This is a genomic window from Kluyvera sp. CRP (assembly GCF_019930565.1).
Lineage (GTDB): Bacteria > Pseudomonadota > Gammaproteobacteria > Enterobacterales > Enterobacteriaceae > Kluyvera > Kluyvera georgiana_A.
On sequence record NZ_CP082841.1, the window covers coordinates 867424 to 880444 of the forward strand.

A 13021-nucleotide genomic window follows, 5' to 3' on the forward strand; every position below is an offset into this window, starting at 1 on the left:
TAATGGATGTTTCACATGGATCCCAAACAAACGCGTCAGGGCGTACTTCTCGCTCTTGCCGCCTATTTCATCTGGGGCATCGCTCCAGCCTACTTCAAGCTGATTTACTACGTCCCTGCCGATGAGATCCTGACCCACCGCGTCATCTGGTCGTTTTTCTTTATGGTGGCCTTGATTAGCATCAGTCGCCAATGGCCGCAGGTGCGCACACTGCTGAAAACCCCGAAAAAGGTCTTTCTGCTGGCGCTGTCGGCGGTGCTGATCGGCGGTAACTGGCTGCTGTTTATCTGGTCGGTGAACAACCACCACATGCTGGAAGCCAGCCTAGGTTATTTCATTAACCCTCTGGTGAATATTCTGCTGGGAATGATTTTCCTCGGCGAGCGCTTCCGCCGCATGCAGTGGCTGGCGGTGATTCTGGCTATCTGTGGCGTGCTGGTACAGTTGTGGACCTTCGGCTCGCTGCCGATTATCGCGCTGGGCCTGGCGTTCAGTTTCGCCTTCTACGGCCTGGTACGTAAGAAAATTGCCGTCGATGCGCAAACCGGGATGCTGTTCGAAACGCTCTGGCTGCTGCCGGTGGCGGCCATTTATCTGTTCGGCATCGCCGACAGCGCCACCAGCCACATGGGTAACAACCCGTGGTCGTTGAATCTGCTGCTGATTGCCGCCGGCGTGGTGACCACCATTCCGTTGCTGTGCTTTACCGGTGCGGCTACACGTCTGCGCCTTTCCACGCTGGGCTTTTTCCAGTACATCGGTCCAACGCTGATGTTCCTGCTGGCGGTGATGTTCTACGGTGAGGTACCGGGAGCGGATAAGATGGTGACCTTTGCCTTTATCTGGGTGGCGCTGGCGATTTTCGTGATGGATGCGATTTATACGCAGAGACGCGGTCGTCGAGGTTAAAGAAGTGGCCGGAGGGCGGCGACGCTTTCTCCGGCACAACCATTACAGCCAGTTCTTGCGCTTAAAGTACAGATACGGCGCAAGCCCTGCCAGAATCATAAAGATAATTGCCCCTGGGTAGCCAAAGCTCCACTTCAATTCCGGCATAAACTCAAAGTTCATCCCATAGCTCGAAGCCACCAGCGTTGGCGGCAGGAACACCACGGATACCACCGAGAAGATCTTGATGATGCGGTTCTGCTCGATGTTGATAAAGCCCATCGCCGCTTGCATCAGGAAGTTAACCTTCTGGAAAAGCGATTCGTTGTGTGGCAACAGGGATTCGATATCTCGCAGGATTTCGCGCGCTTGCTCCAGCTGGCTGGCCGGTAAACGCGCCTTGCGCACGAGGAAGTTCAGTGCGCGCTGGGTATCCATCAGACACAGACGAACCTTCCAGCCGATATCTTCCAGCTCGGCCAGCGTGGACAGCGCTTCGTCATACTCGTCACCCTGGTGACCTTCCATAATCACGCGGCTCAGCTTTTCCAGGTCGCTGTAGATGTTTTCAATTTCATCCGCCAGCTGTTCGATTTTGGTTTCGAACAGGTCCAGCAACAGCTCGTAGGCGTTACCATCGACCATCGCCTGGTTACGTGCGCGCATACGATACAGGCGGAACGCCGGCAGCTCGCGCTCGCGCAGGGTAAACAGTCGCCCTTCGCGGATGGTGAATGCGACGGTGGAGTTACCGGCGTGATCGTCCGCATCTTCGTAAAAGAAGAAGGAGTGAATATGCAGGCCGTCTTCGTCTTCAAAAAAACGTGCGGATGCTTCGATGTCTTCCAGTTCGGGGCGCGTGGCCAGGTTCTGGCCCAAATCCTTTTGCACACGGTTTCGTTCGTCGTCGTCAGGCTCGACTAAATCGACCCACACCGAGCTGGCGAGGTGTTCGATTTCGTCCGCTTCCAGACGCGTTAAACGATTATTTTCCAGTTGAAATGCGCTCAGCATGACCGGGACTCCCAATGCAAAAAATTATCGGACAGCCGGTGGGCACACAGAAACTACAGGGGTTTCAGACCATTAAACAGCCTGACTCAATGCGACGGGATAAAATACGGGTCGCTGACAACCGCTAAGGCTATCAGCATACGAGGATAGCCTTAGGAGTTGTTCCTGAATGACAGGAAGGTGAGCCAGCATCTACTGGGTGTGTCCAAGGCTTTGTCCTCTTAGCGTAATCGTGCGCGCATGTTACGCCAGCAAAAAAACGGCGTCAACACGCAACGAAACGCTAACCAGGATTAATTACCTTCTCTTCCGTAAGGCTAGCAGATCGTTACAAAATAATGATATTTTTCTGAAAGTTATACTGTTTCCAGCCTGGCGTAGGCCGCCACCAGCCATTTAATTCCCTGCCCCTGGAACGCGACCTGCAAACGGCTGTGTTCACCGCTGCCTTCCAGGTTGACGATGGTGCCCTCGCCAAACTTGGCGTGGCGCACGCGCTGGCCAAGTTTGTAGCCAGTATCATTCTCGGCCATCGGCGTCCCCATCCGCTGATGGCTCACCGGACGGCTGACGGTCGCGCGCAGACGCACCTCTTCCACGCAGGCTTCCGGCAGTTCGCCGATGAAACGCGACGGGCGATGATAAACCTCTTTACCATACAGACGGCGGGTTTCGGCATAGGTTAGCGTCAGCTTCTGCATCGCACGGGTGACGCCAACGTAGGCCAGGCGGCGCTCTTCTTCCAGACGGCCGCCTTCATCCAGCGACATCTGGCTTGGGAACATCCCCTCTTCCATCCCGACGATAAACACCTGCGGGAACTCCAGACCTTTGGCCGAGTGTAGGGTCATCAGCTGTACCGCATCCTGCCAGGTATCGGCCTGACCTTCCCCGGCTTCCAGCGCCGCATGAGACAAAAACGCCTGCAGCGGCATTAAATCTTCGTCTTCTTCGTTGTAGCTGAACTGGCGCGTTGCCGTCACCAGTTCATCCAGGTTTTCGATACGCGTCTGGCCCTTTTCGCCTTTTTCCTGCTCGTACATCATGCGCAGGCCGGAATCTTTGACCACCCGATCGGTCTGCACGTGCAGCGGCATATCGGCCGTTTCCTGTGCCAGCGCGTCAATCAGCTCCATAAAGCGCTGTAAAGCGCTCGCGGCACGGCCAGCCAGCGCTTTCTCTTGCAGCAGCTCACGGCAGGACTGCCACAAGGTCAGTTGGCGATCGCGCGAGGTCTGGCGCACCACGTCCAGCGTACGGTCGCCAATGCCGCGGGTTGGCGTATTCACCACACGTTCGAATGCCGCGTCATCATTGCGGTTGGCAATCAGGCGCAGGTACGAGAGCGCATCTTTGATTTCCTGACGTTCGAAGAAGCGCATCCCGCCATAGATACGATACGGCATGCTGGCTTGCAACAAGGCCTCTTCCAGCACACGCGACTGGGCGTTGCTGCGATAGAGAATGGCACACTGATCCAGCGCGCCGCCGTTGTCCTGCCAGGTTTTAATACGGTTGACCACGAAGCGGGCTTCGTCGAGTTCGTTGAACGCGCAGTAGAGCGAGATCGGCTCGCCGTCGGCGCCATCGGTCCACAGCTTTTTGCCCAGACGCCCGTTGTTGTTTTCAATCAGGGCGTTCGCCGCGCTCAGAATGTTGCTGGTCGAACGGTAGTTCTGCTCCAGGCGGATGGTTTCGGCACCGGGGAAATCGTTGAGGAAGCGCTGGATGTTCTCCACCTGCGCCCCACGCCAGCCGTAGATCGACTGGTCATCGTCGCCAACGATCATTACCTTACCGGTGTCGCCCGCCAGCAGGCGGATCCAGGCGTACTGAATGTTGTTGGTATCCTGGAATTCGTCCACCAGGATATTGGTAAAGCGTTCGCGGTAGTGCTGGAGGATGTGCGGCTTATTGAGCCACAGCTCGTGGGCGCGCAGCAGCAGTTCAGCGAAATCCACTAGTCCCGCGCGGTCGCACGCTTCCTGATAGGCCTGATAGACCTTCTGCCAGGTCTGTTCGACCGGGTTGCCGTAGCTTTGCAGATGGTGTGGACGCAGCCCTTCGTCTTTCTGGCTGTTGATAAACCACATCGCCTGGCGTGGCGGCCACTGTTTTTCATCAAGGTTCATCGCCTTAATCAGGCGTTTGAGCAGGCGCAGCTGATCTTCGCTATCGAGAATCTGGAAATCCTGCGGCAACCCGGCGTCCAGGTGATGCGCACGCAGCAGACGGTGCGCCAGCCCGTGGAAGGTGCCGACCCACATGCCGCCCTGCGAGGTGCCCATCAGTTCGGCAATACGGTGGCGCATCTCCGCCGCCGCTTTGTTGGTGAAGGTCACCGCCATAATCGAGTACGGCGAGCAGTTCTCGACGCTTTGCAGCCAGGCGATGCGGTGCACCAGTACGCGCGTCTTACCGCTGCCTGCCCCGGCGAGCACCAGCATGTTGGTTCGCTCCGCCGCGACGGCTTCGCGCTGTTTATCGTTGAGGCTGTCGAGCAGGTAAGAAACGTCCATTGGCACCGCCGGAAAAATGAGGGCTCTAACGAACCCCTGGGAATTTATACAGAGTTATGACGATTATATCAGCGAGGTCAGAGATGCCAACCGGGAAATCTCAATGTGCGGCAACAAACGGCTGTCGGCGGTCTGCATCAGATCGGCGTTTTCCGGCTTGATCCAGCAGGCCTGCATCCCGCAGCGCACGGCGCCCGCGACATCGGTGGTCAGGTCATCACCCACGTGCAAAATCTCGCCGAGCGGTACGTTGAGCTTTTCTGCCGCCAGGTGATACATATCGGCAAACGGCTTCGAGCGCCCGTCCGGCCCGGCGCGGAGCACGAACTCAAAGTAGTCGCTCAGACCAAATAGCTCCGGCTGCGCGTTACCGTTGGTAATCGCCACCAGCGGCCACTTTTCGCCCAGCTTTTTCAGGGTATCGTGGGTTTCCTGCGGCACATCAACCCGGCTACGCCAGTGGGCGAAGTTATCCATTGCCGCATCGGCACCAGCTTTCGCTTCCTGGGCCGTTAACCCCAGCTGTCGCATCCCTGACTCCAGCGCACGCCAGCGCCATTCGGTGACGTCGTGATAAATCTCCGGCTCGGTCTTCAGCAACGCATCGCGCCACTGTTGAAGCGTGTGGGCATCAAAATTGGCCAGCGCCGGGTGATAGCCGCGAACAAAATTCAGCGACTCCTGCATCGTGCGGTCAATCACCGGGCGGTTATCGTAAAGGGTATCGTCAAGGTCAAAGGTCAACGCGGCAATCGTGCCCAGTGGTCGATAAAAACGCATTATTTCTCCCGTTTGGCGCGCGGATGCGCCGCATCGTACACCGAAGCAAGGTGTTGAAAATCAAGATGGGTATAGATTTGGGTGGTCGAGAGGTTGGCGTGCCCCAACAGTTCCTGCACACCGCGCAAATCGCCGCTCGACTCAAGCATATGAGTGGCGAACGAATGGCGCAGTTTATGGGGATGGACGTGGCTGTTCAGCCCCTGCTTCACACCCCATTCGGCAAAACGTTTTTGTACGTTGCGGGCCGAAATACGCTTGCCGAGCTTTGAGAGGAACAGCGCGTCTTCGTCGCCGCCAAACAGCCCGCGCAGGTCGAGCCAATGTTCGATCCACGCGACAGCGTTGCGGCCAATCGGCAACCGGCGCTCTTTGCTGCCCTTGCCCATGACCCAGACTTCGCCGGTGTCGAGATCCAGATGTTTGATATCCAGATTGACCAGCTCGGACAGACGCAGACCCGCGCCGTACATCACTTCCAGCATCGCGCGGTCGCGCACCGCCAGCGGGTCGTTAAGGTCAATATCCAGCAGGCGGTTAACGTCGTCGACGTCGATATTTTTCGGCAGGTGGCGCGGCGCTTTTGGCGCGGCAATACCTTTCGCCGGGTTAGCCGGTAGCACGCCCTGGCTGACCATCCAGTCAAAGAAGCTGCGTAAGGCTGACAGGCGCAACGCCAGGCTTGCCGCTCCCAGCCCCTTACGACGGCTGCGGGTGGCGAAGCTACGCACCATCGCAGCATCACATTGTTGCCAATTCTGCAGGCCCATACCTTCGGCCAGTTCAATAATGGCATCAAGCTGACGCTGATAGTTCAGGAGGGTAATGGGGCTTAGCTGCCGCTCAACGCCCAGATAGCGCAGGAAACGGGTAACATCTTGCCCCAATGCGATATCGCTGGTCATTCGCGTTCAATCCACCGTTCCAACAGGCCAGGCAGCATCAAGGCGATTTCCTGCAACAGCTGCGTTCCCTGTCCAGGCTGATAGTGGTGCGGGTCACGACTGCTGAAGAGAATCACCCCGAGGTCGCCATCGCTGCCCATCATCGACATGGCTACCGAGCCTACTGCTTTCGCCTCCGGCAATACCAGCAGCAGTTCCGGACCATTGAGGGTACCCAGATAGTGGTTTGACTGGCCTAAGCGTTGGATACGCAGCGGCTCGAACGCCTGACGAGAGAGCACCAGGTCGGTGTGTTTAGAGGGAGCGCCAAGCCGCCAGCGATCGGAGAACAGACGTATCGACGCCCCCGCCAGCCCCAGCTCACGCGCCCAGCGGTGAAAACGCAGCAGCAGATCGTCGAGGCTGTCGGCACACGCCAGCCGGTTTTGCAGATGCAGCAAGCGATAGAACAGACCTTCGTTGGCCGTCGCCTGCTCCATCAGCTGGCTCATATTCTCTTCGAGCATCGCGATATAGTTGCGCGAGCGCGCCATATGCCACTCGACCAGCGAGACCATGCCCCGCACCGGGTGCGGGACGCGCATCTGCTCGACGGCAGCGGCATTACGAATAAAGAATTCAGGATGTTGCAACAGATAGTCTACCACCGCGCCGTCATTCAGCGCGGTGATGGCGTCCTGCTGTTCTTCCCCAACCTGTTTCATAGATGAATAAATCCGTCATAGACATGTGCCGCCGGGCCAGTCATAAACAACGGTTGGCCCGGGCCTTTCCAGGCGATATCAAGACGCCCGCCCGGCAATTCCACGCGCACTTCTTCCGCCAGCAACCCCTGCTGAATACCGACAGCAACCGCCGCACACGCACCGCTTCCACAGGCCTGCGTCTCACCCGCGCCGCGTTCGTAAACGCGCAGGCGGATGTGATCGCGTTTCACGACCTGCATAAAACCAATGTTAGCGCGTTCTGGAAAACGTTCATGGCTTTCCATCACCGGGCCCAGCGTTTCAACGGCCGCCGTATCGACGTCGTCGACCTGAATCACGCAGTGCGGGTTCCCCATTGAAACCACGCCGCACAATACTGTCTGCTCGGCCGCACGCATAATATAGGTCTTTTCCGCTTTGTTGGCGCGGAACGGGACCTGCGAGGGCTCAAAGTTCGGCTCCCCCATATTGACGCGTACCAGGTCATCTTCCGTGACGCTTAATACCATACGGCCGTTAGCCGTACTGACGCGAATATCACGTTTATTGGTCAGGCCTTTCAGGCGCACAAAGCGGGCAAAGCAGCGCGCGCCGTTGCCGCACTGAGAAACTTCGCTGCCGTCGGCGTTGAAAATGCGGTAGTGGAAATCAAGGTCCGGATCGTAAGGCGGCTCGACAACCAGAAGTTGATCAAAACCCACGCCCAGATGCCGGTCCGCCAGTCGGCGGATCAGCTCAGGCGAAAAAAACACATTCTGCGTTACCGCGTCGACGACCATAAAATCGTTGCCGAGGCCATGCATTTTAGAGAACTGCATTATCTACTCCAGTTGCGCGGTACAGAACGGAATCAGTAGTTAACCTGCGTCGGGCCGCCGTCGTCGCCACGATCGTTACGGTCCGGCGATGCGCTCTGCACAGGCGGCGTCACGGGTTTGGTCGGCGGTGCCGCCGTCTTATCAGCCGGAGGGAAATAGAGCGGGCCCTTCAGGCCGCAGCCTGCAAGGCTAAACAGTGCAAGTAACAAAGCCAGCGGTCGAAAAATCTTATTCATTCTTAAGATGCCTGTAGTTCAATGCTTTCTATTTTCTATCATCGCAGGAGAAGGCGCAAAAGCAAGCGTTAAGCGCCTGACTGCAACGTGATTTGTTTCACGCTATACTGCCGCTATCACTAAATAGCGGGATAAAACAATGAACGACAGTGAATTTCATCGCCTTGCCGACACTCTGTGGTTAGCCATCGAAGAACGTCTGGACGACTGGGATGGCGACAGCGATATCGACTGTGAAATCAACGGCGGCGTGTTGACCATCAGCTTTGAAAACGGCAGTAAAATCATTATTAACCGTCAGGAGCCGTTGCACCAGGTGTGGCTGGCGACCAAACAGGGCGGCTATCACTTTGACCTGAAAGGCGACGAGTGGGTTTGCGATCGCAGCGGCGAAACGTTCTGGGATCTGTTGGAACAGGCGGCGACGCAGCAGGCGGGTGAGGAAGTAAGCTTCCGCTAAGACTGATTGCCGGATAAGGCGAAACCGCCATCCGGCATCATAGTTAAGAGAAGTACTGCTGTAACAGCGGCGCGTTATTGTTGTCGTGATTCGACGGCGGCGGCACAATCGCCTGGCTGCGGAACGGAATCACCTGCGCACGGCCGTCAACCTTCACAATCTGATAGAACTGCGGCAGGTTGAAGTTGATAAAGCTTGAGCCGTAGGTGAAGCGATCGTGCGACGAGGAATAGAAGCGGCTGACGTCGCGCACCAGCTCCTCTTTGCTGCCTTCACAGTGGTGATACACCTCTGCGCGGTTACTCTCGTCAAGAATATAGATGTTAAAGCCCTGATCTTCGCCCGACTCCTCGAAGAAGAACTGGATAATCCCTTCGCTGGCAAAACCATCCACCACCGGCGGCAACTCCACATGGTTGGTCTCAACCTGCACCGACAGACCGTGCAGCTTGTTATGCGAAATCGCGCCGTAAAACTCGATGGCGTTTTCCAGCTTCTGTACCGACACGTTCAGACGCTCAAAGAACAGGCCCCAGGTTTGCCCGGAGACACGCAGCGCTTTGAAGCGACCGGTTTCCTGACGGGTACTGGAAAGGCGCAGTTCAATACACTCGGAAACCAGCTGCTGCACGCGGGTACGAATCAAGCCGCGCAGGTGCTGGCTGTAGCAGAACACTTCGACGCTGTCCGGCGGCGCGGCGTCCTGGTGCATTTTACCGAGGATGGTTTTCAGCGCTTCAATCATCGCCTGCTCGCCGTTGAAGTGCAGCGTACGCACTTCGTTCCACGAGTTGCGATACAGCAGGTCGACGCTGCCGACCAGGCATTTTTGGTCTTCACCGAAGCTGAAAGTATCCAGCTTACGGAAATCGAAGTGCACCACCTGATTGCGGAAGGCTGCCGTCGGGTCGTATTCGAGGTTGACGATAATCGCCAGATGGCGAATTTCACACGGGCTGTACAACGCTTTCGGCGTTGGCGCGGGCAGGCGCAGCGGGAAGTGGTGCGATACGTCAGCAACCATCTCCTGCAGTTTCGCCAGGTCGACAATGCCATTGCCCTTAATAAACAGGCGCGTGCGTGAAGTCAGCAGGCCGTTAAACCAGGCCCAGGCCACCAGCTTGTTGAGATAGCGGTTATATTCCAGCGGCTGATGGCTGATGATGGATTCCATGTTCGGGGCGCGGTTGTAAAGATACCAACCTGTACGGTTGGCGCGTCCTGGCGGAACATAAATAAAGGTCAGATTCGGTTCGGACAGGTCCGGGGAGATCTGCGGGTTCACCAGCGTCACTTTGCCCGGCAGCGCTTCAAACGCCGCGTACAGCTTACGCGTCAGCACGCCGATATCCTGCGGGCTGGCGGAAACGCTGAGGTTGTTACGACGGGCGAAGCGAATCAGGTTGCGGTAACTCTGCATCATCGCGTCGAGCAGTTCGTTGTGTGCTTCACGGACCTGGTCGATTTTCCAGTTGGCGCGGTTATCGAGCATCGCCAGACGCTCTTCACTCCAGCCCCACTCTTTCACCAGTTGCCCAACCACTTCGCGACGCCAGCCAACGCAAGCGCGTTCACGGCTGAGCTTTTCGCATACTTTCAGATAGAAGCAGCGACGCACAAGGTCGAGACGGGTTTCGTCGTCGATGGCCTTCAGGTATTCGGTCACGCGTTCCAGCATCATGCAGTAGGCATCAAGACCGAAAGAGACGATCTCGCCATCATGCAGGCGCTGTTTAATGTCCTTCGCCAGCAGGCGCGTGTTGGGATACTCCCACGAGTAGGCTTCCAGCAGCAGGGTTTTCAACACCGCTTTGTACGGCGAGTCGATACTCTTATACAGCTGCCACAGGCTGGCGCCAAAGTACTCTTCGGCGGAGAGCGAGCTCAATCCGCCGAGGTCAAGCCATTCATTCGGCGTCAGCACGCCCTGGGCGTAGAGCGTCATCACGTAGTCATCGTAATGATCTTCTTCTTCGCACGGCACCATATTCCACAGAATACGTTTGCCCGCCAGGCGCACCGCCGTACGATAAAATTCGTCGAGCAGTAAAATGTGCTGCGTTGAACCGCAGTCTTCCCCACCGAGGCTGCCGCTTTCGTTATGACGGAAACGGTTTTCGTCGATCAGGAAGAAGCTGACTTCCACGCCCAGCGATGCCGCCCAGCTTTCCAGCAGACTGCATTTGCGCTGTAACAATTGGCGTTCATCATTGTCGAGCCACGACTGGTGACAGACCCAGATATCCAGATCGGAGGAACAGCTCTGGCCAACGGACGAGGTGCTGCCCATGGTGTAAACGCCGGTAATCGGCAGTTCGCCCTTGGCAGTGCTCTGCGGCGGCATGCCGCGATGCAGCTCGAGTTCGTCGAGGTAATGGCGTTGGGTTTCATCAGGCGTGTAGAGGCAGATGCCCTTGGGAACGTTACCGTCAAGGTAACCCGGCATCAGCGGATGATGATAATGTAATAATGTCGGCAGTAGACTGTATACCTGCTGGAAAGCAGGGCCCATGGCTGCAAGCGCGCGATCCACGCGCAGTTGGTTGATGGCATCCAGTCTCTGTTTTAGCGTCTCAATATAGAGGTACAAGACATATCGCCTGATGTTCAAAACCTCGACGTATCCTGTTCAAGCGGTACGGAGGTTTTAATATTTCAACAAGAAGAACCGTTACCGTTTTTCGTCCGCCGTTGTCATTATCGAATTCTGGACAAAAAATGGTTTAAAACGTGATCAATTTAACACCTTGCCGGTTGACCGTAAAGAATGTTGCACTACAACAAGTGTAGCATTGAATGCTGCTGTAAACCCCGGCATACGATCAAGACAGTGCCAGTAATGAACGGTAAACACAACCCCGTTTATGCTTGTCTCCGTTTAGGCTGAAGGCACGTTTCCTGCATCGCGAATTGTTCAGGGTATGAATCCCTGAAAACTAACATCATTAAGGCAACAATGTTAGGATGGACAACGGACGATAGATGACGGTAACAAGCATGTTAGACAAAGTTTTGAGAATTGCCACACGTCAGAGCCCGCTCGCGCTCTGGCAAGCGCACTATGTAAAAGAACGCCTGGAGGCCTGCCATCCTGGGCTGACGGTGACGCTTGTCCCGATGGTCACGCGCGGTGATGTGATCCTTGATACGCCGCTGGCCAAAGTGGGCGGCAAGGGGCTTTTTGTCAAAGAACTGGAGCTGGCACTGCTTGAAAATCGCGCGGATATCGCCGTGCATTCGATGAAAGATGTGCCAGTGGAATTCCCTGAAGGGCTGGGGCTGGTGACCATCTGCGAGCGCGACGACCCACGTGACGCCTTCGTCTCGAACCATTACGCCAGCATGGATGACCTCCCGGCAGGCAGCGTCGTCGGCACTTCCAGTCTGCGTCGCCAGTGTCAGTTGGCCAAACGCCGCCCGGACCTGGTGATTCGTTCGCTGCGCGGCAACGTCGGCACGCGGCTGAGCAAACTCGACAACGGCGACTACGATGCGATCATCCTCGCCGTTGCCGGCCTTAAACGTCTGGAACTGGATGCCCGCATCCGCCAGCCGATGTCGCCGGAAGAGTCGCTCCCGGCCGTTGGCCAGGGCGCCGTCGGCATTGAGTGCCGCCTCGACGATGAACAAACGCGTGCGCTGCTGGCGCCGTTGAATCATGACGACACTGCTGTCCGCGTGCGCGCCGAACGGGCGATGAACACGCGGCTGGAAGGCGGCTGTCAGGTGCCTATCGGCAGCTATGCGGAACTCATTGATGGAGAACTCTGGCTGCGCGCGCTGGTTGGCGCGCCGGACGGCAGTCAAATGGTTTGCGGCGAGCGTCGCGGCCTGCCGGAAGAGGCCGAGAAAATGGGCATTGCGCTGGCTGAAGAGCTGCTCGATAACGGCGCACGAGAAATTCTTGCCGCGGTCTACGACGGAGACGCCTCAGTATGACCATTCTGGTTACCCGCCCCGCCCCGCAAAGTGAAGCGCTCGTGAGCCGTTTGCGCGCGCTGGGGCGAGTAGCCTGGAGTTTCCCGCTGATTGAATTCACCCCCGGTCGCGAACTTAATACGCTCGGCCAAGCGCTTGGCGCGCTGGACGATGGAGATTTAGCGTTCGCGTTGTCGCAGCATGCGGTGAGCTTTGCCCAATCGCAGTTACAGCAGCAGCGCCTTTGCTGGCCAACGGCTCCCCGCTATTTTGCCATTGGTCGCACTACGGCGCTGGCTCTGCATCAGGTCAGCGGAGCCGACGTACGCTACCCTTTAGATCGGGAAATCAGCGAAGTATTGCTACAATTACCTGAATTACAAAATATTGCGGGAAAGAAGGCGCTTATTCTGCGCGGCAACGGTGGCCGTGAGCTGCTCGCTGAAACGCTTACCGCCCGTGGCGCCGACGTGACGCTGTGTGAATGCTATCAGCGCAGCGCCATTCACTACGATGGCGCGGAAGAAGCCATGCGCTGGCAGTCGCGAGGCGTCTCGACGATTGTGGTCACCAGCGGCGAAATGCTGCAACAGCTTTGGACGCTGATTCCCCTCTGGTACCGGGAGAGCTGGTTGCTCAAGTGTCGGTTACTGGTGGTGAGTGAGCGCATTGCAAAACTGGCCCGGGAGATGGGCTGGCAGGAAATTCAGGTTGCCGATAGCGCCGACAACGATGCGCTGCTGCGCGCATTACAATAACTCTCAAAATTGGAAGCC

Annotated in this window: 12 protein-coding genes; 4 read left to right on the forward strand and 8 right to left on the reverse strand. The window is 57.0% G+C overall.

Annotation, left to right across the window (positions count from 1 at the left end; all coding sequences use genetic code 11):
* Positions 1 to 15 precede the first annotated feature (15 nt).
* Positions 16 to 909 (forward strand): EamA family transporter RarD, encoded by an 894-nt coding sequence (rarD, locus tag K7B04_RS03955; RefSeq protein ID WP_163448176.1) that lies wholly within the window; start codon positions 16 to 18, stop codon positions 907 to 909.
* A gap of 42 nt (positions 910 to 951) precedes the next feature.
* Here rarD and corA read toward each other — a convergent pair whose 3' ends face one another.
* From corA to K7B04_RS03990, 7 genes are all read right to left on the reverse strand, one after another.
* The gene (gene corA, locus K7B04_RS03960) at positions 952 to 1902 is read right to left on the reverse strand and encodes a magnesium/cobalt transporter CorA (protein WP_064546451.1); all 951 of its coding nucleotides are present in this window, start codon (positions 1900 to 1902) and stop codon (positions 952 to 954) included.
* A 356-nt stretch (positions 1903 to 2258) separates the two neighbouring features.
* Positions 2259 to 4421 (reverse strand): DNA helicase II, encoded by a 2163-nt coding sequence (gene uvrD, locus K7B04_RS03965; RefSeq protein WP_065357473.1) that lies wholly within the window; start codon positions 4419 to 4421, stop codon positions 2259 to 2261.
* Between the two features lie 63 nt (positions 4422 to 4484).
* A complete protein-coding gene (gene yigB / locus K7B04_RS03970; protein WP_223803523.1) occupies positions 4485 to 5201 on the reverse strand; it encodes a 5-amino-6-(5-phospho-D-ribitylamino)uracil phosphatase YigB in 717 nt (238 codons plus the stop codon).
* A complete protein-coding gene (xerC, locus tag K7B04_RS03975; protein ID WP_223803524.1) occupies positions 5201 to 6106 on the reverse strand; it encodes a tyrosine recombinase XerC in 906 nt (301 codons plus the stop codon). Before xerC ends, yigB begins: the two co-directional genes overlap by 1 nt.
* Positions 6103 to 6810: a DUF484 domain-containing protein gene (locus tag K7B04_RS03980; RefSeq protein WP_223803525.1), complete on the reverse strand. Its 708-nt coding sequence runs from the start codon at positions 6808 to 6810 to the stop codon at positions 6103 to 6105. Before K7B04_RS03980 ends, xerC begins: the two co-directional genes overlap by 4 nt.
* Positions 6807 to 7631 (reverse strand): diaminopimelate epimerase, encoded by an 825-nt coding sequence (gene dapF, locus K7B04_RS03985; RefSeq protein ID WP_064546442.1) that lies wholly within the window; start codon positions 7629 to 7631, stop codon positions 6807 to 6809. Before dapF ends, K7B04_RS03980 begins: the two co-directional genes overlap by 4 nt.
* 32 nt (positions 7632 to 7663) lie before the next feature.
* The gene (locus tag K7B04_RS03990) at positions 7664 to 7867 is read right to left on the reverse strand and encodes a lipoprotein (protein ID WP_163448170.1); all 204 of its coding nucleotides are present in this window, start codon (positions 7865 to 7867) and stop codon (positions 7664 to 7666) included.
* 139 nt (positions 7868 to 8006) lie between these two features.
* Here K7B04_RS03990 and cyaY point away from each other — a divergent pair, with 139 nt between their 5' ends.
* On the forward strand, positions 8007 to 8327 hold the full coding sequence (gene cyaY / locus K7B04_RS03995; protein ID WP_163448169.1) for an iron donor protein CyaY: 321 nt from the start codon (positions 8007 to 8009) through the stop codon (positions 8325 to 8327).
* A gap of 43 nt (positions 8328 to 8370) precedes the next feature.
* Here the strand turns inward: cyaY and cyaA are convergent, their stop codons facing one another.
* Entirely contained in the window at positions 8371 to 10917 is a 2547-nt protein-coding gene (gene cyaA / locus K7B04_RS04000) for a class I adenylate cyclase (protein ID WP_064546437.1), read from the reverse strand.
* A 407-nt stretch (positions 10918 to 11324) separates the two neighbouring features.
* On the opposite strand from cyaA, the gene hemC reads away from it, so the two are divergent.
* Together hemC and hemD are read left to right on the forward strand one after the other, a co-directional pair.
* Positions 11325 to 12266, forward strand: a complete 942-nt coding sequence (gene hemC / locus K7B04_RS04005; RefSeq protein ID WP_223803526.1) for a hydroxymethylbilane synthase — start codon at positions 11325 to 11327, stop codon at positions 12264 to 12266.
* The gene (gene hemD / locus K7B04_RS04010; RefSeq protein WP_223803527.1) at positions 12263 to 13003 is read left to right on the forward strand and encodes a uroporphyrinogen-III synthase; all 741 of its coding nucleotides are present in this window, start codon (positions 12263 to 12265) and stop codon (positions 13001 to 13003) included. The genes hemC and hemD overlap by 4 nt, the downstream gene beginning before the upstream one ends.
* The last annotated feature ends 18 nt before the right edge of the window (positions 13004 to 13021 follow it).